This is a genomic window from Pseudomonas sp. Root329, assembly GCF_001424925.1.
In the GTDB taxonomy this organism is placed as follows: Bacteria; Pseudomonadota; Gammaproteobacteria; order Pseudomonadales; family Pseudomonadaceae; genus Aquipseudomonas; species Aquipseudomonas arabinosi.
In genome coordinates, this window is the sequence record NZ_LMCV01000004.1 from 158,698 (window position 1) to 178,501 (window position 19,804).

A 19,804-nucleotide genomic window follows, 5' to 3' on the forward strand; every position below is an offset into this window, starting at 1 on the left:
AACTAAAGCCCTTTGAAGACACCCGGTCGCTTCTCGATCATCGACCGCACGCCTTCCTTGGCATCCTCACTGGCCAGCAACTTCTTCACCAGCGGCGGCAAAGCCCGCGTCGCCGCTGTTTCCCCTTCATAACGCGCCTGTCTTGCAGACATCAACGTCGCCTGAACCCCAAGCGGCGCCTGCCGGGCAATCCGTTCGGCCAACTCCATCGCCCGTGGCAGCAGATCCTCGCTGGCCATGACTTCCTGCACCAAGCCCAGGTGCAACGCCTCATGGGCATCGAATTCATCGCCAGTCAGCAGCCAGCGCATGGCATTGCCCCAGCCAGCAACCTGATGCAGGCGCAACGTGGCGCCGCCGAACGGGAAGATCCCGCGTTGCACTTCTTTCTGGGCGAAACGGGTGTTGCTGGCGCACAGGTTGATATCGGCGGCCAGCATCAATTCGATCCCGACGGTCAGGCAGTAGCCTTGCGCGGCGACAATCACTGGTTTGCTGACCCTGGGGCCGGCGAAAACACCCCATGGATCGCAGCCGCCGGGCGGTGCCTGCCAGCCTTCGGCCAGGGCCGCACTGGCACTGACCAGATCCAGCCCCGCGGTGAAATGCTCACCATGGCCAAACACCACCGCCACCCGCGCCTCGCTGTCGGCCTCGAACTCGCCATAGGCCAGGCTCAGTTCGTTGAGCAGGTCGAGATCGAAGGCGTTGCGTTTGGCCACCCGATCCAGGCCGATCATCAGGACATGACCGTGCCGTTCACGGCTCACACGACTGGAGCAGGGCTGATTCATGGAGCATTTCCTCGGGCGGGAAGGGGGTGTCAGACAGCAGGTCTGCCTGAAAACGATGAACCGTTTTAGCGCCATCGCCAGCAGGGCCGGGCCTTTGAAAAATAGACCGTTGCACGATTATCCGCAAAGCCTGTGACACAACGGTGTATCCGTCAGTTTTCCGACAAATAATGCTCCCTTTTTGGGCTAATTCCGGTATAGTGCGCGCCGGCCTTTAACCGGGCCGCGTTTAGGTAGCGCAATTCCCCGAAGTCAGCTTCGGCTGCACGTCCGTACAGCGGACTCTCCCTTGACGAATCTTTTTCATTCATTCGTTTTCGCAAATCCCCGCCGACAAAGCAGCCAGGGCGACTCTTGAGTCTTACACGGCATGCGCAGCTTTGGAGCATGGGTCTTTGCGGATGCACTTAGAGGCAGACCCATGACCCAGGAAACCGGCGGCTTCGCCGCTTTTAATCTTAATCCGAATATTCTTGCAGCCGTCATTGCGACTGGCTACGAAGAGCCTTCGGCTATTCAGCAGCAATCGATCCCGATCATCATGGCCGGCCACGACATGATTGGTCAGGCGCAAACCGGTACGGGTAAAACCGCTGCGTTCGCCCTGCCGATCCTGCATCGCATCGATCCTGCCAAGCGCGAGCCGCAAGCCCTGATCCTGGCGCCAACCCGTGAGTTGGCGCTGCAAGTAGCAACCGCTTTCGAAACCTACGCCAAGCAAATGCCGGGCGTTACCGTTGTGGCCGTTTACGGCGGCGCCCCTATGGGTCCACAACTGAAAGCAATCCGTAATGGCGCACAGATCGTTGTCGCCACTCCGGGCCGTCTGTGCGACCACCTGCGTCGCGACGAAAAAGTTCTGTCGACCGTGAACCACCTGGTTCTCGACGAAGCTGACGAAATGCTCAAACTGGGTTTCATGGACGACCTCGAAGTTATCTTCAAGGCTCTGCCTCCAACCCGTCAGACCGTATTGTTCTCGGCCACCTTGCCGCAGTCGATCCGTGCCATTGCCGAACGCCATCTGCGCGATCCGCAACACGTGAAGATCCAGACCAAGACTCAGACCGTTACCGCGATCGAACAGGCTCACCTGTTGGTTCACGCTGACCAGAAGACCTCGGCTGTATTGAGCCTGCTGGAAGTTGAAGACTTCGATGCCCTGATCATGTTCGTGCGCACCAAGCAAGCGACCCTGGACCTGGCCAGTGCCCTGGAAGCCAAAGGCTACAAAGCCGCTGCGCTGAACGGTGACATTGCTCAGAACCAACGTGAGCGCGTGATCGAATCCCTCAAGGATGGCCGTCTGGACATCGTTGTGGCGACCGACGTTGCTGCTCGTGGTCTGGATGTTCCGCGCATCACTCACGTGTTCAACGTTGACATGCCGTACGATCCAGAGTCCTACGTTCACCGTATCGGCCGTACCGGCCGTGCCGGTCGCGAAGGTCGTGCACTGCTGCTGGTGACTCCACGTGAGCGCCGCATGCTGCAAGTGATCGAGCGTGTAACCGGTCAGAAAGTTGCCGAAGTTCGCCTGCCGGACGCTCAGGCTGTTCTCGATGCCCGCATCAAGAAACTGACCAACAGCCTGTCGCCGCTGGTGGCTGATGCCGAATCGACTCACGGTGATCTGCTGGATCGCCTGACTGCCGACATCGGTTGCACCCCGCGTGCACTGGCCGCTGCTCTGCTGCGCAAGGCAACCAACGCTCAAGCGTTGACCCTGGCTGCCATCGAGAAAGAACGTCCACTGGTGCCGAACAACGCACCGCGTGGCGATCGTCCAGAGCGTACCGGTGATCGTCCGGACCGTGGTGATCGTGAGCGTCGTGCTCCGGTTCCATTGGCCGAAGGTCGTGCTCGTTGCCGTACCGCGCTGGGTGCGCGTGACGGTATCGCTGCCAAGAACCTGCTGGGCGCTATCCTCAATGAGGGTGGTCTGGCTCGCGAAGCAATCGGTCGCATCCAGGTGCGTGACAGCTTCAGCCTCGTTGAGCTGCCGGAAGATGGTCTGGAGCGTCTGCTGACCAAGCTGAAGGACACTCGCGTTGCTGGTAAGCAGTTGAAGCTGCGTCGCTATCGCGAAGATTGATCCGCTCTCGGGCTGATTGATCGAACATAAAAAATCCCCGACTGGTTCGGGGATTTTTTTTGCCTGCCGTTTGTAGCAGCTGTCGAGCCTGCGAGGCTGCGTTCGGCGGCGTAGCCGTCGCCAATCCTGTCACCGCGGTGTATCTGAAAGAGCAAGGTGTCTGGTTTTACGACTGCTTCGCCCGAGCGCGGACCGAGCCGAACGCAGCCTCGCAGGCTCGACAGCTGCTACAGATTTAGTCCGTCACTTGGCCGCCACCTGCCGTGATCACTTGCACGCTCATGCGTGGTGTCGCCAGGTCGAGCCCGGCTTCGTCCAAGTGCCGCTTGAGTGACAGGTTGAACGCTCGGGACACTTCCCACTGCTTGATCGGCGCGGTCTTGAACCGGGCACGAAGAATCGCGTTGCCTGACTCGAAACTCTCGACCCCCTGAATCTCCAGCGGCGACCAGATGTTGCGCCGTTGCAGTGGGTCGCTGCGCATCTTCTGACCGACGTCGCGCATCAGTTTGATCGCGTTATCGATGTCCATGCCGGAGGGGATCGCCACCCGGAAAATCGCGTAGCCGAATTCCCGGGAGTAGTTCTTGATGCTTTTGATTTCGCTGAACGGAATGGTATGGACGATGCCGTCGATGTCCCGCAGGCGCACGGTACGAATGGTCAGCCCTTCGACGGTGCCCAGGTGGCCGCCAACGTCCACGTAGTCGTCGATGGCCAGCGAGTCTTCGATGATGATGAACAGCCCGGTGATCAGGTCCGCCACCAGCGACTGCGCACCGAAACCGATGGCCAGACCGATCACACCGGCACCGGCCAGCAGTGGTGTGACGTTCATGCCCATGTTCGCCAGGGCGACGATCAGCGCAATGATGAAAATCGCCACGAACAACACGTTGCGGATCAGCGGCATCATTGTCTGCGCGCGGGCATTTGCCAGGCCTTTGCGCGAGCGGGTGAGGGCGTGGTGCACGGCGGTGTCGCTGAGAATCCATATCAGCCAGGCAAAAATCAGTGTGCCGCCGAGGCTGAACAGTTTGACGCTGACTTCATGGCCTTCGCCTTCGGTGAAGCGGATCAGCGACATGCCCCAGACCCGCAGGCCGAGTTCGATGAACGCCAGCCACACCACCAAATGAGCGAGTGTGTAGAAGAAGCTTTTCAGGCGCTCCGAATACAGCGCATGACGCTTCACGCTGCGCTGTGGTTTGAGTGAATGGCGGCGCACCAAGCCGTTGATGACCATGCACAACACCAGCAGCACGGTGCAGATCAGCGACTGACGCAGCGCGGTGCTGGTATCGCCGGCGGAGACGAACGTGGCGAACAGCGAAATACCCACCAGCACCAGCACCAGCGCCGGCATGTACCAGAAGGTCCCGAGAATTTCGATCGTGTCGCTGAGGGCGCGGCGGGTCAGGCGCCGGGACAGCGGTTGGTTGCGGATCAAGTGGGCGATGGGGCGACGGAACCGCAGGATGAACAGCCCCGTGGACAACGCCGCCAGTACGTTGGCGACTGTCGAGGCGGTGTGCGCCAGATGACTGCCAAGGCTTTCGACCAGCCGCGGATCGCTCAGGGCTTCACCGAAGGCGGCGAAACTGCCGATCAGCCACAGCGGCCGAAAGGCTTGATGCCGCAGGATGTACAGGGCGCGGTGGCGGTGTGGGCCGTCGAGCAGCGAAAAGGCGATCACGCAGATCGCCGAAAAACAGGTGCCGACCACCAGCGCATAAGCCAGCACCATGGCCAGGCTTTTGCCCAGTGACGAGGGCAGGGCGTAGCTCATGTAGACCGTCATGACCAAGGCAATCAGCCACGGCCCGAGTTTGCGCAGGGCGAAGCGCAACATGTCCAGGGCCTTGGGGTGCTGCGGCAGTTCTTCGGTCAGGCCGAAGCGCATCCGCACCCGGTGGCTGACCCAGATCAGCGCAGCGGCCAGCAAACTCCAGAGCATCAGGATCATGGCAAAGGCAAAGATGATCGGCAGCCATTCATTGGCCGGCAGCACCAGCGCTGTCAGTTCATCTTCAGCGAGTTTGAACTCTTCGGACCAGCGAGTGAGAGGGCTGTCGGCGCCTGAAAACTGTTTTTCGAAACTGGCCAGGGTGCCACCGATCAGTCCCAGGACGCCTACTTCGGTGACCGGCTGGGCCTTCTTGGTGACATCGCGCAGCTTCTTCAAATCCGCCAGCAATTTGGTGCGTTGCTGATCGTTCTCCAACGACTTGATGACTTCGTCCAGGGATTGCCCCAAGGGCTCTTGCGCCTCTGGCTGTTTTGCAGAGCTGTTGAGCAGGCCAGGCAAGCCGACCGCCTGGGCAGGCGCCATCGGCAGCAGCGTCATGAGGCAGACAAGGAATAAACACGGCAGGGCAAAAAGACGAGCGAACACTAGGCGGTCAACCTCGGGATGAGCGGATCGACCGAGTGTACGAGCCCGTCAAAATCAATGCGAGCCAGGGGGGAGGATTTATTCGTTGAGTTTGGCGAGGATCTTGAAAATCACGGTGGCGAGGATCATCAACATGCCGATCCACATCGCGAACACGCCGATGTTCTTGTCGCGAAAATTGAAGCCGATTGCCAGCATGATCATCCCGGAAAGAATCGGGATCAGCATGGCGTGAAACGAAGACAACGAGATCATGAGCGACTGCCTTGTCGAAAGAGGTATTGAAAGTGTAGGAGTTGTCGAGTGAAACGAGGCTGCGATCTTTTGACTTTGCTATTAAAAAAACAAGATCAAAAGATCGCAGCCTCGTTTCTCTCGACAGCTCCTACCCGCTCCTACACGGATTACGGCAGCTCGTGGCAGGCGTAAAACGCGCTCAACACTTTGACCAGGTGCGCCAGGTCATGGCTGCCGCACAGTTCGCGGATCGAGTGCATGGCGAAGGTTGGCAGGCCGATGTCCACGGTGCGCACGCCCAGGTGGCTGGCGGTGATCGGGCCGATGGTCGAGCCGCAACCCATGTCGCTGCGCACCACGAAGCTCTGTACCGGCACTTCTTCGGCCATGCACAGGTGGCGGAAGAACCCGGCGGTTTCGCTGTTGGTGGCGTAGCGCTGGTTGCTGTTGACCTTGATCACCGGGCCGGCGTTGAGTTTCGGACCGTGATTGGCATCGTGCTTGTCGGCGTAGTTGGGGTGCACGCCGTGGGCGTTGTCAGCCGAGACCAGCAGGGATTTCTGAATGGTCCGTACGAATTCATCACCTTCAGGCAGCAGGCGACGCAGTGTTTGCTCGAGCATTGGGCCGTCGGCGCCGCAGGCCGAGCAGGAACCGACTTCTTCGTGATCGTTGCAGACCAGCACGCAGGTTTCGTCAGTTTCGGTGGTCAGCAAGGCTTGCAGGCCGGCATAGCACGACAGCAGGTTGTCCAGGCGCGCCCCGGCAATGAAGTCGCCATGCAGGCCGATGACCGCAGCGCTTTGGGTGTCGTAGAAGCTCAGCTCATAGTCGAGCACCACGTCAGCGTTCAGGCCGTGTTCGCGGGCGAGTTGATCGGTGAGCACGGCGCGGAAGTCCACGCGCTCGTCACCGGCAAATTGCGCAAGGATTGGCGGCAGTTCGGTCTGGGCGTTGATCGCCCAGCCCATGTTGGCTTCACGGTTCAGGTGAATGGCCAGGTTCGGGATGATGGCGATCGGCGCCTTGAAGTCGACCAGCTGGCTCTCGACCTTGCCGTCACGGCGGAAGGTCACGCGGCCGGCCAGGGACAGATCGCGGTCGAACCATGGCGCCAGCAGTGCGCCGCCATAGACTTCGACACCCAGCTGCCAGAAGCCCTGACGTTGCAGTTCCGGCTGGGGTTTGACGCGCAGGCACGGGCTGTCGGTGTGCGCGCCAACCAGGCGAATGCCGCCGTGCAGGGGCGAATGACGGCCCATCTTGAACGCGACGATCGACGAGTCGTTACGGGTGACGTAGTAACGACCGTTGGCTTCGGTGACCCATGGCTCGCGCTCGTCAAGGCGTTGATAGCCCGCCGCTTCCAGGCGCTGAACAAGGCTGGCGGTGGCATGGAATGGGGTAGGGGAGGCCTTGAGGAAATCGATCAGGCCTTGGTTCAACTCTTCGCGCATAAGTAGCTCCAGACAGCAATGGCGCAAGTTTAACGTATTGGCTCGCGGCATTGCAGAGACAATGCCGTTCGGCGTGCGCCAGCTGCCGGTTGGCAACGAGGATGAGTCAGCCGGTGATCAGGTTGCCATTGAGGAACACTTCGCGACGTTGCTTGCGGCCCACATATTCATGTTTGCTCGCGAGGTACACCTCGTTGAATTTTTCCTTGGAGATACCCGGGATCTGTCGAATGTAGTCGTCCACCAGTCGGTCATAGGCGGCTTCGGTGATGAGCTTGTAGATGTCCCGGCGATAGAAGAAGCCCAGTTGAAAACCCAGGGTTTCGCTTTGATGGTTTGTCTGGCCGGCAAAGCAGTTTTCAAAATCAATGGCTTTGAGTGGGGTCCGCAGCGTTTCCGGGATCATGATGTTGCCGGCCCAGAAATCCATGTGCGTGATGTTCTTGCGCGACAAGGAGCTCAGCAGTTCGAAGGCATCGAGAATGAATGTTTCGACGTTGTCCGGGTTGCGTTTAAGCCATTGCACACCGTCGACATGATCGTCGAGCAGGCGCGTGATAATGAAATACTCCTGGGTCAGCCCCAGTCGGTCTTTGGTGTAACCGAACCCTTGCAGCGGTGGCATTTGCACGCCACGGCGCTGCGCTTCTAGCGTGTTGATCAGCTCTTCCAGCGGCCAGTCGAATCGACCATTGCGCTGCGGTTTGCCAAAGGTCACGCGCACTTTTGCCTTCAAGGTATCCAGCGGCTGGACCTTGGCAAACAGCGGCGTATCGCCGGAGGCCAGCGGCGCACTCGCACGGGTGAGCTTGTGGGCACGTCGTTTGTGTATGAGCTGTTCAAGCGCCTGTTGTGCTTCGGCTGAAGGCTGCTCGCTAAGGTGCAGCGTGGTGTTGAACAGGCAGAAGGTGAACGGGTAGTCGTCTTGGAATGTCTTGTTGCTGAGCACGAGGGCTTCCTGCCTGCTATCAAAGTGATGGCATTTTACGTTTCATTACAAATTCATGACAATATTTTCACGCCAATTTCACGTCTATTTGTAACAAGAAATAAAAAAGCGCCCTCAATGGAAGGGCGTTTTTTGGTTCGGCGGTTGCTTAAAAAGGCGCAGGACACTCGAAGCGCAAGCGTTCGCCGCTTTGCGGGTGAGTAAAGCTCAGCATGCTCGCGTGCAGACATAGTCGTGGCCAGGCGGCCAGTGCTTGCTCGTGGGCATACAGTCCGTCACCCAGGAGTGGGTGGCCGATGGAAAGCATGTGCACGCGCAACTGATGGGAGCGGCCGGTGATCGGCGTCAATTCGACACGACACCAATCGCCGCAACGCTCCAGTACGCGCCAGAAGGTCAGGGCATTTTTGCCGAATTCATGGTCCACCACATGGCGTGGCTTGGTCGGCGGGTCGTAGCGCAACGGCAGATCGATGCTGCCACTGTCCAGTTCCGGTTGTCCCCAGCACAGGGCGGTGTAGGCCTTTTCGGTTTCGCGGTCGTGAAATTGCCGAGACAGCTCGCGATGAGTGTCCGGGTCACGGGCCAACAGAATAATGCCGGAAGTTTCCCAGTCCAGACGATGGACAATTCGCGCTTCCGGGTAGCCGTTTTCTTGCAGGCGGGTAATCAGGCAGTCCTTGTTGTCATCGGCCCGGCCAGGGACAGAGAGCAGCAGGGTCGGTTTGTTCACCACCAGTACGGCGGCGTCCTCATGGATGATGCTGATGTTGGACAGCGGCATTAAAACAGCCTCGTAACAAACGCCAACGGCGGCTCAGAACCTTCATTGTCCCGTGTAGGAGCTGCCGCAGGCTGCGATCTTTTGATTCTGTTTTAAAACAAGATCAAAAGATCGCAGCCTGCGGCAGCTCCTACAGGGGCTCAAAGATTCTGAGCCGCCGTGGCTCCTGTCTGATCGACTAGCGGTCAGGCAGGGTGATATTGAGTTCTAGAATCGAGCAACTGCCCTGGTTTTCCAGAGCGACGTGCACGTCATCGGACCCGATATTGACGTACTTGCGGATGACCTCGACCAATTCCTTCTGCAAGGCTGGCAGGTAGTCCGGTGTACTGCGTTGGCCGCGTTCGTGCGCCACGATGATCTGCAGACGCTCTTTCGCTACCGACGCGGTGCTGACCTTTTTGCTGGCACGAAAGAAGTCAAAAAGATTCATTATCTACCTCCAAACAGGCGCTCGAAGAATCCCTTCTTCGTTACATCGAGAAAACGATGCTCCACGTTTTTGCCCAGCAGACGATCGACCGCATCGCTGTATGCCTGACCGGCATCGCTCTGGTCGTCGAGAATGACCGGCACGCCCGAGTTGGAAGCCTTGAGTACCGCTTGGGATTCCGGAATGACACCCAGCAGGGCGACCGCCAGAATCTCTTTGACGTCTTCGACGCCGAGCATCTCGCCGTCACTGACTCGTTGCGGGTTGTAGCGGGTCAGCAGCAGGTGTTCCTTGATCGGCTCTTCGCCTTTTTCAGCGCGGCGCGATTTGCTGGCCAGCAGGCCGAGCATACGGTCCGAGTCACGAACCGAGGACACTTCCGGGTTGGTCACGATAATCGCTTCGTCTGCGAAGTACATGGCCAGGTGGGCGCCTTTTTCGATGCCGGCCGGAGAGTCGCAGACCACGTATTCGAAGTCTTCTTTCAGCGCCATCAACACTTTTTCCACGCCTTCCACAGTCAGCGCGTCTTTATCGCGAGTCTGACTGGCGGCCAGTACGTAGAGGTTTTCCAGGCGTTTGTCTTTGATCAGGGCTTGTTGCAGGTTGGCTTCGCCGTTTACCACGTTGACGAAGTCATACACCACGCGGCGCTCGCAACCCATGATCAGGTCGAGGTTACGCAAACCGACGTCGAAGTCGACGATAACTGTTTTGTGACCGCGCAGTGCGAGGCCGGTACCGATAGCAGCACTGGTGGTGGTCTTACCCACACCACCCTTGCCGGATGTAACCACGAGAATCTTGGCCAAGGTGTTTCACCCCTAAGGAAAAAGGACATTTAGCCCCTGAAAAACATCTCTAGAAAAACTACTGCAGTCGGACAGCCTTGGCTGGAATTCGGTCCAGAACGGCGCTTACCTCGGGTAAACACTGCTTATGGCCTTTTTCCTACTTCGTTTGAGCCGTTTTCGCTACGTTTTAGAGATGTTTGGAAAATGCGGCAGTATCCGTTAAAGCCGAATGATGTTCAACACATCGCCCGACAGGCTGACCTGTACACCCGCGCCCCACAAAGGGTCGCGACGCAGATCCTCCGAAACCTTGTAGTGGCCTGCGATGGAGACCAGTTCAGCGCTCATTTGCTGACAGAAAATCCTGGCTTTCGTGTCGCCTTTGACGCCGGCCAACACGCGACCACGCATCGGGCCGTATACATGGATGTTCCCGTCGGCGAGAAGTTCCGCCCCCGGGCTGACCGACGAGATCACCACCAGATCGCAACCCTGGGCATAAATCTGCTGCCCACCGCGTACGGGTGAGGTGATGATCTTCGTTGGCTTGATAGTCGGCTCCGGCGGTTTTTCCGGTTTTTTCTGGACTTGGCCTTCGAACGGGTCCAACGGACGCTCACGGGCGCCGGACGGTGGCAGCACCGGCAGGTCGACCGCGATGGCCGCGGCAATGTCTTCGATGCGGCTGGCACGGATCGCCAGGGTGCGCAGGCCATGCTGGCGGCAGACGCGCATCAGGCCCGGTAGATCGACCGCACCTTCGCTGGCCGGGAGTTTGTCCAGGGCCAGCACCAATGGCGCGTTACTAAAGAAGTTAGGCGCCTGGGCAACCTTGGCGGCCAGTTGACGATCGAGGTTCTCGAGGTCGTTACGGGCCAGTTCCAGCACCGTAATGGCGAGCATGCTGCCCTTCAGCTGGAACACGGGATCTTGGTCTAGCGGTTCGGTTTGGCTCATGGTCGGCATACAACGACTTGTCACTAAAAGTGCCGAGACTTATAACGAGAACGCCCGCGAGCCGCAAGCCGGGTCGAACGATGTAGAATGCGCGGCCATTGTCTTTCCGGAACCTTTAATGGATCGCCCGCGTTTTCGAACAGCATTTCTATCTCCACGTTTCTGGCCGCTGTGGTGTGGCTTGGGGCTGTTGTGGTTGATTGTGCAGTTGCCGTATCCGGCGTTGCTGTCGATCGGTCGCGCCCTGGGTACATTGATGTATCGAGTAGCGGGCGACAGACGGCGCATTGCCAAGCGCAATCTCGAACTGTGTTTCCCTGAAAAAACCGCTGCCGAGCGCAAGCGTCTGCTCAAGGAAAACTTCGCCTCAACGGGCATCGCGTTTTTCGAAATGGCCATGAGCTGGTGGTGGTCGCGCGAGCGTCTGGCGAAGCTGGCCCATGTCGAAGGCTTGGAGCATTTGAAAAAAGCCCAGCGCGAAGGCAAAGGCGTGATCCTGATGGCTGTTCATTTCACCACACTGGAAATCGGCGCGGCGTTGCTCGGCCAGCAGCACACCATTGATGGTATGTACCGCGAACACAAGAACTCGCTGTTCGATTACATCCAGCGAAATGGTCGCGAGCGGCATAACCTCGACTCATTGGCCGTGGAGCGCGAAGACGTGCGCGGCATGCTCAAATTGCTGCGCGCAGGCCGGGCAATCTGGTACGCACCGGATCAGGACTATGGCGCCAAGCAAAGTATCTTCGTGCCACTGTTCGGGATTCAGGCTGCGACCGTCACCGCCACCAGCAAGTTTGCGCGGTTGGGCAAGGCGCTGGTGGTGCCGTTCACTCAGGAACGTCTGGCGGACGGCAGCGGTTATCGGCTGGTGATTCATGCACCGCTCGAGGGTTTCCCCGGCGAAACCGAAGAGGCCGATTGCCTGCGGATCAACCAATGGATCGAAGGCGTCTTGCGCGAATGTCCGGAGCAATACCTTTGGGCTCATCGCCGCTTCAAGAGCCGTCCGCCGGGTGAGCCGAAGCTGTACGCAAAACGCGGTTGAACCACCGTCCTTATAAGCACCATGGAGTGTTGCGATGAGTCCTGCTGAACCGGTTACAGGGTTGATTCTTTCCGGCGGCGGGGCTCGGGCGGCCTATCAGGTGGGTGTGCTGGCGGCGATTGCCGAGCTGTTGCCGGTCGGCGCGAGCAATCCGTTTCCGGTGATCGTCGGCACCTCGGCCGGCGCAATCAACGCGGTCAGCCTCGCCAGTGGGGCGATGGATTTTCGGGGTGCGATTCAGCGTCTGACAGCCTTCTGGCAGGGCTTTCGCAGTCATCTGGTGCTGCGCAGCGACTGGCCGGGCGTGATCCACCAGGCCAGCCGTTTTGTCAGCCACAGTTTGCTCGGGATTGGCGCTCAGGTGCCGGTGGCCTTGCTCAACAGTTCGCCGCTGCGCGGATTGCTCGACGACAAACTGCAGATGAGCGGGATTGCCGAGGCCATTGCACAGAAGCAGTTGCAGGCGGTTGCGGTGACTGCGTTCGGCTACGAGTCCGGTCAGGCGGTGACCTTTTATCAGGGCGGCGGCACCATCAATGCCTGGTTGCGCCATCGGCGAATCGGCGTCCCCACGCAATTGACCGTCGATCACTTGCTGGCCAGCTCCGCCATTCCGTTGTTGTTCGCGCCAGTGAAAATCGGTGAAGAGTATTTCGGCGACGGCGCGGTTCGTCAGTCGGCACCGATCAGTCCGGCGCTGCACCTGGGCGCCAACCGAGTGCTGGTGGTGGGCGTCAGCGGCAACCCCCGCAGCGTCGACCCGGAACAACCGCTGCAGCGCGTCTACACCGGTCAGCAGCCGAGCCTGGCGCAGATCGGTGGGCACATGCTCAACAGCACGTTCATTGACAGCCTGGAAAGTGACATCGAGTTGCTGCAGCGGCTCAATCAGTTCAGTCATCTGCTGCCCGATGGCACGCCGACGCGCGCGCTGGGTGTGGCGCCGGTAGACGTGCTGGTGATTTCGCCGAGTCAGCCGATCGATGAGATTGCGGCGCGGCATCGGCAGGAATTGCCAGCGGCGCTGCGCCTGTTTCTGCGCGGGCCGGGGGCGACCAAGACGAGCGGGGCGGGGGTGCTGAGTTATCTGCTGTTCGAGGCGGGGTATTGCAGCGAATTGATTGATTTGGGGCGGCGGGATGCGTTGGCTAAGCGCGGGGAGTTGTGCCGCTTTCTCGGGTTGGCGGAGCCTGTGGTTCCAGTTTGAGATTTTTTGTGTTGCGGCCATTCGCGAGCAGGCTCGCTCCCACAGTTGAAATGTATTCCAATGTGGGAGCGAGCCTGCTCCGGGCGGCGTTCCGACGATGGCGTCCTTACAGACGCCGCCGGATCAGAAGTGAATCTTGACCAGGAAGCTGGTTACGCTCTGATCGGTTTTGAAGCCCTGGCTGTCTTCAATACCGTACTTGTTTTTCCAGTAGTCATATTCGACGCCGACGTACAACTGCTTTTCGCCAAGGTTCAGCGCCTTGCCCAAGTCGTACTTGACCTGTGGATTGAAGTGCAGGTTGGCGTGGTATTCGCCTTTTTTGTTGACGTCGTTGTCGACCACCCAGTCCATGAAACCGTCGATCAGGATGTTCGAATCACCCACCGGGATGGTGTAAGACCAGACCGGAGTGACCTGCCAGATATTGTCACCTGGGCGGTCGCCTTCGGTATGACGGTTGTAGAAGTTCAGCTGGAAGTAGTCGAAGCCCGGGATCGCCAGGTCGAAACCGGGACCGATCAAGTAGGACTCGGTATCGTTTTCACCGAACTCGTAGGTCATGGCCAGCAGTACGTCTTTGATCGGGCCGAATTCGAGCTTTTGGTCGAAGATCTTGCCGAACGACAAGCGTGGGCTGATCTCGCCGTAGTAGGTGTTCGAGCCGGCGTAGCTATCGTCCTTGCCGTTGTAGAAAATCTTGTCGACGAACATGAAGTTGTCGCCGTACTTCCAGCCATCGACGTGTTCGAAGGTCACCGTCTGCTGAATGCGCGGATTGACCTGGAAGTCCTTGCCATACAGGTAGGTCAGGCTGTTGTTCTGCCATTGCAGCAAGTCGCCGGCCATGGCCTGGCCCCCGGCCAGCAAAGATCCCGCCAGCATCAGGCTAGTGCACGTACGTTTCATTCGGTTGCTCCCAAAAAGTAGGTGGTTCCACGTTATTTTTCTAAGGTCGGCGCTCTGGTGTGGCGCCTTTTTCTGTAGCTGTAAAAAATCATCCAATCGGTCAGCTTCAGTGCTGTTGGCAAGAGCTGAGCCAAGGCTTTTGAAAAGCCAAAAAACTCCCGTTCGGCGGCTCAAGAGCAGTCGATTGAGAGTGGTTTTGGAGTGCCTTGGTACCGTCCAGCGCCGGGATAAGTTGGCTTGCTGGTCAGGAATTAAATCCGGGCTTTTTTTTAGACCAGATTCGGGCGGCCGCGGAGAATACTGACTCCTTGGCCAGGTCTCAAGTGCCCCGCAACAGCGCACCGACGACAGGTTTGGAGCACGGTTGCGGATCATCTAGAAATGCACCTTCACCAGCAGGCTGGTGGTGTTCTCGTTAGTGTCGAGGTTGGCGTTGTTTTCGATGCCGTATTTGTCTTTCCAGTAGCTGTATTCGACGCCGACGTACACCTGTTTCTCCCGCCAGCCCAAGGCCTTCCCCAGGTCATATTTGATCTGCGGGTTGAAGTGCAGGTTGGCGTGGTAGATGCCCTGTGAGTTCTGGTCGTTATCCACGACCCAGTCGATGTAGCCGTCGATCAACAGGTTCGAGTTGCCCAATGGCAGGGTGTAGGACCAGGCCGGCGTGATCTGCCAGACATCGCCGCCGGGACGCGAGCCTTCGGTCTGGCGATAGTAGAAGTTCAGGGTGAAAAAATTGAAGCCCGGTACCGCGAGGTCGAAACCGGGGCCGATCAGATAGGCCTCGGTGTCGTCTTCGCCATTCTCGTAGGTCATGGCCAGCAACACGTCCTTGATCGGGCCGAATTCGAAACGGCGGTCGAGGATTTTGCCGAAAGACAGGCGCGGACTGAACTCGCCGTAATAGGCGTGAACGCCTTTGTTCCGGTCTTTCTCGCCGTTGTAGTAAGTGCTGTCGACGAACAGGAAGTTGTCGCCGTACTTCCAGCGGTCGGCGTGCTCAAAGGTTATCGTCTGCTGGATCGACGGGTTGACCGCGAAATCCTTGCCGTACAGATAGCTCAGGCTGTTGGTCTGCCACAGCAGTAAATCGCCGGCCATGGCCTGACTGGCGGCCAACAGGCCACCGCCCAACAGCATGTTTGTCTGTGTCCGAATCATCTGTTGCTCCCTCTTGTTTTTATTGTTTGAGGCGCAGGCATCCACTGACCTGTGGGAGCAGGCCAGCTCCCACAGGTTTTGTGGTTTTAGTCAGTTAATGCGGGTGGGCGTGGCAGTCGTTGATGGCCGCGCGCTCGGCGCCGCCGAGGATGTTGAACAGCAGGTTCAGCGACAAAGCACTCAACGTCGCCATGGCAATACCGCTGTGAGTGATGGGACTCATCCACATCGGAAGGTGCGCGAAGAACTCCGGACGCACCACCGGAATCAGCCCCATGCCGATGCTCACCGCCACCAGCAACTGGTTGCGACGGTCACCGATGTCGGCTTCCTGAAGAATCTTGATGCCGGTGGCGGCGACCATGCCGAACATCGCAATCGCCGCGCCACCCAGTACGGCCGGTGGAATCGAGGCAACGAGGAACGCGGCTTTGGGCAACAGGCTCAACACCACCAGCAAACCACCGGCAACGATGGTCACCGAGCGGCAACGCACGCCGGTCATCTGCACCAGGCCGATGTTCTGCGCGAAAGAGGAGTGGGTGAAGGTGTTGAAAAAACCGGCGAAGAACGAGGCGCCGGCATCACACAACAAACCGCGACGGAGCATCCGTGGGCAGACTTCCTGACCGGTGATTTTGCCCAGGGCCAGGAACATCCCGGTGGACTCGACGAAGATGATCACCACCACCAGGCACATGGAAAGGATCGGTGCGAGTTCGAACTTCGGCATGCCGAAATGCAGCGGGGTCATGAATTGCAGCCACGGCGCCTGGGCCATGCCACTCAGGTCGACCATACCGATCAGGCCGCAGAGCACGTAACCCAGGCACATGCCGATCAGCACGGAAATATTCACCCAGAAACCGCGCATGAAGCGGTGGACCAGCAGAATGGTTGCCAGCACCAGCGCAGCGATGGCCAGGTAAATCGGTGAGCCGAATTGAGCAGCGCCAGCACCGCCACCCGCCCAGTTCACGGCAACGGGGAACAGCGATAAACCGATCGAGGTGATGACTGTGCCGGTCACCAGCGGCGGGAAGAAGCGTACGACTTTGGACATGAATGGCGCGATGATCATGCCGAAGAATCCGGCGGCGATGGTTGCACCGAAGATCCCTTGCAGACCGATGCCCGGCATGCCGGCCATGGCGACCATGCTGCCGACGGCGGCGAAACTGGCGCCCATCATCACCGGCATACGGATGCCCATGGGGCCGATTCCCAGCGACTGCACGATGGTAGCGATCCCGGCCACCAGCAGGTCGGCATTGATCAGGAAGGCGATTTCTTCACGAGTCAGGCCAGCGGCCTGTCCGATGATCAGCGGCACCGCGATGGCTCCGCCGTACATCAGCAGAACGTGTTGCAGGCCGACCAGGATCAGTTGCAAAAGGGGTAAACGCTGAATGGCGGGTGCGTCGGGGATGCGCGCTTTGGATAGCTCGGACATGCAACACCTCGGATCTTTTTTATTCTTGTGATTTTTGTATCAGGGGACCGCGTTGCGGCCATTCGCGAGCAGGCTCGCTCCCACACAAGCAATGCAAAACCTGTGGGAGCGAGCCTGCTCGCGAAGCTTTTCAACGGTTAGTTGGTTGGAGCTCCCTGAACAATCCACGCGCCGATCAGGTCACGTTCCTGCTGGGTCATCTGGGTGATGTTGCCCAGTGGCATGATCTGGCTGGTGACGGCTTGCGCCTGGATGCGTGCCGCGTTCTGGCGGATCTGCTCGGGGGTATCGAACATAACGCCGGCCGGTGCAGCACTGAACAGCGGGCTGGTTGGTTTGGCCGAGTGGCAAACCGCGCAACGTTCCTGAATCACACTGTGCACTTTGTCGAAACCGGGGCCGGCGTTGGACGCCTGAGCCGGTGCAGCGGCAGGCGCAGCAGGTTTCGCCGCTTCAGGTTTCACACCGCCACCGAGGGCAGTTTCCGGCAGCGGCTGGTACTCGATGGTGCCAGGTGCCTTGGCCACTTCAGGAGCGCTGGGCATCTGCGCCGGGCCAGTCACGTAAGCCAGGCAGATCATGCCCACAGCCGCAACGGGCAGGGTCCAGGCAAATTTGTGGCTGTCATGACGAGTGTTGAAGTAGTGACGCACCAACACCGCCAGCACCGCGATTCCGGCCAGGATCAGCCAGTTGTATTGGCTGCCGTAGGTGCTCGGAAAGTGGTTGCTGATCATGATGAACAGCACCGGCAAGGTGAAGTAGTTGTTGTGACGCGAACGCAGCAAGCCTTTGGCCGGCAGCGCCGGATCCGGCGTGCGGTTTTCGGCAATCGCGGCCACCAGTGCGCGCTGCGCCGGCATGATGATGCGGAACACGTTGCCGACCATGATGGTGCCGATGATCGCGCCGACGTGCAGGTACGCACCACGACCGCTGAACACTTTGCTGAAGCCGTAAGCGGCGCCAATGATCAGCACGAACAGGATGAAACCGAGCAGGGCAGGGCGTTTACCCAGGGCCGAGTCGCAAAGGAAGGAGTAGACGAACCAGCCGACGAACAACGAGGCAATGCCCAGCGCGACACCTTCAGGGCCGGTCAGGCTGCTGCCTGGTGCCAGCAGGTACAGCGTCGGGTTGGAGTAGAACACCACGCACAGCAGCGCGATCCCCGACATCCAGGTGAAGTAGGCTTCCCATTTGAACCAGTGCAGGTTGTCTGGCATGGTCGGTGGAGCCAGTTTGTATTTTTCCAGGTGATAGATACCGCCGCCGTGGATCGCCCACAAATCGCCCGCCAAGCCACTTTTCGGGTTGACCCGATTGAGGTTGTTTTCCAGCCAGACGAAATAGAACGACGCGCCGATCCAGGCCACGCCAGTAATCATGTGAACCCAGCGCACGCTCAGGTTCAGCCATTCCAACAGATGTGCTTCCACAGTCTTTACCTCTCGCCTGTCACTCTGTTGTCGAGTGATCAGACCTTCTCTTATTGGTGGGGGGCGAGGATCAAACGCTCATCCTCTTTGAAAAAATGCTCATCGCAGTTATTGCCTGTGCCACTGCGATCAACCACCAGGAAGTCATCCCGCTTTTCGATCGTCAGCACCGGATGGTGCCAAACGCCGCGATGGTAATTAATGCCCTGCCTGCCGTTGGTGACGAAGGCGCGGACCAAGCCTGATACAGGTTCATCGCCAAGTGGCGCGACCACGATCAGAAAGGGGTTGCCGAGCAGCGGAATGAAAGCCTGGCTGCCCAGCGGGTGACGCTCCAGCATGCTGACGGTCAGCGGCATGTCCTGCGCGTCGGCGCGGAAGATACTGATGATCGCGTTGTCCTCTGGCGTGGCGGTTTCAACCGTCGCCAGTTTGTGAAAGCGCATGGTCGAACCGTTGTTGATCATGAAGTGATCGCTGCCGTCGGTTTCGATCACGTCACCGAAAGGGGCGAAGGCTTCTTTGGTCAGCGGTTCAATCGTCAATGTGCGCATGCTGGTCTTCTTTTCCGAGTTCTGTGTTGTTGGTTCTATCGCCTTCGCGAGCAAGCCCGCTCCCACATTTGAAATGCGTTCCCATGTGGGAGCGGGCTTGCTCGCGAAAAGCGCGCCGCTTAATTAGCTACCTTGCCCAAAACGCGCAGGCGGCTCACTCCACCATCCGGGAACACGTTCAGGCGGATGTGAGTGATCGGGCCCAGCGCTTTGATCTGCTCGGCGAAGGTGTGTTCGGCGTGCATTTCCAGTTTCTGCGCCGGCAGCAATTCGCGCCAGAACAGCGATTGGGTTTCGATCTGGCTGTCAGTGCCGCCCTTCACGAACGCGCCCTGGATCGAGCAGGTGTCCGGGTAGTTGCCCTTGAAGTGCAGGGTGTCGACGATGACTTTCTCGATCTCGCCGGCATGACCCAGCGCGACGATGACCCAGTCATTGCCTGGCGTGCGACGACGTGCGGTTTCCCAGCCGTCGCCCATGTTGATGCCACGGCCCGGGTTGAGGATGTTGCTCATGCGACCGAAGTGTTCGTCGGAGCAGGCGAGGGCGCGGCCACCGTTCAGGGCTGCTGCCAGGTCAACTTGCTCGTTGTCGCCGACAGCGGACCAGTCGCGGAACGGAACACCGTAAACACGCAGACGGGCCACGCCACCATCGGGGTAGATGTTGAAACGCAGGTGGCTGAACGCTTGGTCGTTGTTGATTTCGTGGTAGTGGTGGCTGTTGCCTTGCAGCTCGACGGCGGACAGTACTTCAGTCCACTGGGTGTTGTCGTCTGGCTCGCCCGAGGCCAGGAAGCACGCTTCCAGGGAGGCCGACGGCGGGAAGTTGCCGGTGAAGAATGAAGTGTCGATGTCCACGCCTTTGATCGAACCCGGTACGCCCAGGCGGATCACCGCGCTGTCGTAGCCTTCGAAGCGCTTGCGGCGCGACTCCCAGCCGTCCATCCACTTGCCGTTGTCATCGAACACGCCCTCCTTCCACACAGCCGGGGTCGGCTGGAACAGGCGGTTGGCATCAGCGAACCAGTCATCGGTGACCGAGATGATTTTGGTGCCCAGGCGGGCGTCGGCCAGGTTGACGAACTTCTCGAAAGGTACGGCGTAAGCTTTCATTCTTCTTGTCTGCCTTTAAT

18 protein-coding genes are annotated in these 19,804 nt (G+C 59.1%); 3 read left to right on the forward strand and 15 right to left on the reverse strand.

All coding sequences use genetic code 11. The annotated features are described in order from the left end of the window. Positions 1 to 2: 2 nt before the first annotated feature. On the reverse strand, positions 3 to 794 hold the full coding sequence (locus ASC74_RS06890; RefSeq protein ID WP_056740346.1) for a crotonase/enoyl-CoA hydratase family protein: 792 nt from the start codon (positions 792 to 794) through the stop codon (positions 3 to 5). A gap of 421 nt (positions 795 to 1,215) precedes the next feature. Between ASC74_RS06890 and ASC74_RS06895 the strand changes: the two genes are divergently transcribed. Then, positions 1,216 to 2,889 carry a DEAD/DEAH box helicase gene (locus ASC74_RS06895; protein WP_008146183.1) on the forward strand — a complete coding sequence of 558 codons (1,674 nt, stop codon included), beginning with the start codon at positions 1,216 to 1,218 and terminating at the stop codon, positions 2,887 to 2,889. 235 nt (positions 2,890 to 3,124) lie between these two features. On the opposite strand, the gene ASC74_RS06900 is transcribed toward ASC74_RS06895, so the two are convergent. The 8 genes from ASC74_RS06900 to minC all read right to left on the reverse strand — a co-directional run bounded on the left by ASC74_RS06900 (position 3,125) and on the right by minC (position 10,895). Then, positions 3,125 to 5,284 (reverse strand): mechanosensitive ion channel family protein, encoded by a 2,160-nt coding sequence (locus tag ASC74_RS06900; protein WP_056740348.1) that lies wholly within the window; start codon positions 5,282 to 5,284, stop codon positions 3,125 to 3,127. Positions 5,285 to 5,362: 78 nt separating this feature from the next. Continuing rightward, complete coding sequence (locus tag ASC74_RS31820; RefSeq protein ID WP_177338837.1) at positions 5,363 to 5,539, reverse strand: hypothetical protein; 177 nt, start codon at positions 5,537 to 5,539, stop codon at positions 5,363 to 5,365. 149 nt (positions 5,540 to 5,688) lie between these two features. Next, positions 5,689 to 6,978, reverse strand: a complete 1,290-nt coding sequence (locus ASC74_RS06905) for a M18 family aminopeptidase (RefSeq protein ID WP_056740350.1) — start codon at positions 6,976 to 6,978, stop codon at positions 5,689 to 5,691. Between the two features lie 106 nt (positions 6,979 to 7,084). Beyond that, positions 7,085 to 7,927, reverse strand: a complete 843-nt coding sequence (locus ASC74_RS06910) for a hypothetical protein (RefSeq protein WP_056740352.1) — start codon at positions 7,925 to 7,927, stop codon at positions 7,085 to 7,087. Between the two features lie 148 nt (positions 7,928 to 8,075). Continuing rightward, positions 8,076 to 8,711 (reverse strand): RluA family pseudouridine synthase, encoded by a 636-nt coding sequence (locus ASC74_RS06915; protein WP_056740354.1) that lies wholly within the window; start codon positions 8,709 to 8,711, stop codon positions 8,076 to 8,078. Positions 8,712 to 8,889: 178 nt separating this feature from the next. Then, a complete protein-coding gene (gene minE / locus ASC74_RS06920) occupies positions 8,890 to 9,144 on the reverse strand; it encodes a cell division topological specificity factor MinE (protein ID WP_007898843.1) in 255 nt (84 codons plus the stop codon). Next, entirely contained in the window at positions 9,144 to 9,956 is an 813-nt protein-coding gene (gene minD / locus ASC74_RS06925) for a septum site-determining protein MinD (protein WP_056740357.1), read from the reverse strand. Before minD ends, minE begins: the two co-directional genes overlap by 1 nt. A gap of 201 nt (positions 9,957 to 10,157) precedes the next feature. Continuing rightward, a complete protein-coding gene (minC, locus tag ASC74_RS06930; RefSeq protein WP_056740462.1) occupies positions 10,158 to 10,895 on the reverse strand; it encodes a septum site-determining protein MinC in 738 nt (245 codons plus the stop codon). Positions 10,896 to 11,013: 118 nt separating this feature from the next. On the opposite strand from minC, the gene ASC74_RS06935 reads away from it, so the two are divergent. Next, complete coding sequence (locus ASC74_RS06935) at positions 11,014 to 11,946, forward strand: lipid A biosynthesis lauroyl acyltransferase (protein WP_056740359.1); 933 nt, start codon at positions 11,014 to 11,016, stop codon at positions 11,944 to 11,946. Positions 11,947 to 11,980: 34 nt separating this feature from the next. Further along, entirely contained in the window at positions 11,981 to 13,153 is a 1,173-nt protein-coding gene (locus ASC74_RS06940; protein ID WP_056740361.1) for a patatin-like phospholipase family protein, read from the forward strand. A 123-nt stretch (positions 13,154 to 13,276) separates the two neighbouring features. On the opposite strand, the gene ASC74_RS06945 is transcribed toward ASC74_RS06940, so the two are convergent. The 6 genes from ASC74_RS06945 to alc all read right to left on the reverse strand — a co-directional run bounded on the left by ASC74_RS06945 (position 13,277) and on the right by alc (position 19,784). Beyond that, the gene (locus tag ASC74_RS06945; protein WP_056740363.1) at positions 13,277 to 14,062 is read right to left on the reverse strand and encodes an outer membrane protein OmpK; all 786 of its coding nucleotides are present in this window, start codon (positions 14,060 to 14,062) and stop codon (positions 13,277 to 13,279) included. Between the two features lie 375 nt (positions 14,063 to 14,437). Further along, positions 14,438 to 15,223 carry an outer membrane protein OmpK gene (locus tag ASC74_RS06950; RefSeq protein WP_056740365.1) on the reverse strand — a complete coding sequence of 262 codons (786 nt, stop codon included), beginning with the start codon at positions 15,221 to 15,223 and terminating at the stop codon, positions 14,438 to 14,440. A gap of 94 nt (positions 15,224 to 15,317) precedes the next feature. Then, positions 15,318 to 16,676 (reverse strand): nucleobase:cation symporter-2 family protein, encoded by a 1,359-nt coding sequence (locus ASC74_RS06955; RefSeq protein WP_056740367.1) that lies wholly within the window; start codon positions 16,674 to 16,676, stop codon positions 15,318 to 15,320. A gap of 137 nt (positions 16,677 to 16,813) precedes the next feature. After that, the gene (locus ASC74_RS06960; RefSeq protein ID WP_056740369.1) at positions 16,814 to 18,115 is read right to left on the reverse strand and encodes a urate hydroxylase PuuD; all 1,302 of its coding nucleotides are present in this window, start codon (positions 18,113 to 18,115) and stop codon (positions 16,814 to 16,816) included. 50 nt (positions 18,116 to 18,165) lie between these two features. Beyond that, on the reverse strand, positions 18,166 to 18,669 hold the full coding sequence (locus tag ASC74_RS06965; RefSeq protein ID WP_007960046.1) for an ureidoglycolate lyase: 504 nt from the start codon (positions 18,667 to 18,669) through the stop codon (positions 18,166 to 18,168). Positions 18,670 to 18,788: 119 nt separating this feature from the next. Then, positions 18,789 to 19,784, reverse strand: a complete 996-nt coding sequence (gene alc / locus ASC74_RS06970) for an allantoicase (RefSeq protein WP_056740370.1) — start codon at positions 19,782 to 19,784, stop codon at positions 18,789 to 18,791. Positions 19,785 to 19,804 lie beyond the last annotated feature (20 nt).

Excerpts from the sequence above, each read along its gene's own strand:
- ASC74_RS06905 (WP_056740350.1), bottom strand. The coding sequence starts at position 6,978 with ATGCGCGAAGAGTTGAACCAAGGCCTGATCGATTTCCTCAAGGCCTCC.
- ASC74_RS06965 (WP_007960046.1), bottom strand. The coding sequence starts at position 18,669 with ATGCGCACATTGACGATTGAACCGCTGACCAAAGAAGCCTTCGCCCCT.
- ASC74_RS06915 (WP_056740354.1), bottom strand. The coding sequence starts at position 8,711 with ATGCCGCTGTCCAACATCAGCATCATCCATGAGGACGCCGCCGTACTG.
- ASC74_RS06895 (WP_008146183.1), top strand. The coding sequence starts at position 1,216 with ATGACCCAGGAAACCGGCGGCTTCGCCGCTTTTAATCTTAATCCGAAT.
- ASC74_RS06890 (WP_056740346.1), bottom strand. The coding sequence starts at position 794 with ATGAATCAGCCCTGCTCCAGTCGTGTGAGCCGTGAACGGCACGGTCAT.
- ASC74_RS06935 (WP_056740359.1), top strand. The coding sequence starts at position 11,014 with ATGGATCGCCCGCGTTTTCGAACAGCATTTCTATCTCCACGTTTCTGG.
- ASC74_RS06955 (WP_056740367.1), bottom strand. The coding sequence starts at position 16,676 with ATGTCCGAGCTATCCAAAGCGCGCATCCCCGACGCACCCGCCATTCAG.
- ASC74_RS06940 (WP_056740361.1), top strand. The coding sequence starts at position 11,981 with ATGAGTCCTGCTGAACCGGTTACAGGGTTGATTCTTTCCGGCGGCGGG.
- ASC74_RS06945 (WP_056740363.1), bottom strand. The coding sequence starts at position 14,062 with ATGAAACGTACGTGCACTAGCCTGATGCTGGCGGGATCTTTGCTGGCC.
- ASC74_RS06950 (WP_056740365.1), bottom strand. The coding sequence starts at position 15,223 with ATGATTCGGACACAGACAAACATGCTGTTGGGCGGTGGCCTGTTGGCC.
- alc (WP_056740370.1), bottom strand. The coding sequence starts at position 19,784 with ATGAAAGCTTACGCCGTACCTTTCGAGAAGTTCGTCAACCTGGCCGAC.
- minE (WP_007898843.1), bottom strand. The coding sequence starts at position 9,144 with ATGAATCTTTTTGACTTCTTTCGTGCCAGCAAAAAGGTCAGCACCGCG.
- ASC74_RS31820 (WP_177338837.1), bottom strand. The coding sequence starts at position 5,539 with ATGATCTCGTTGTCTTCGTTTCACGCCATGCTGATCCCGATTCTTTCC.
- minC (WP_056740462.1), bottom strand. The coding sequence starts at position 10,895 with ATGAGCCAAACCGAACCGCTAGACCAAGATCCCGTGTTCCAGCTGAAG.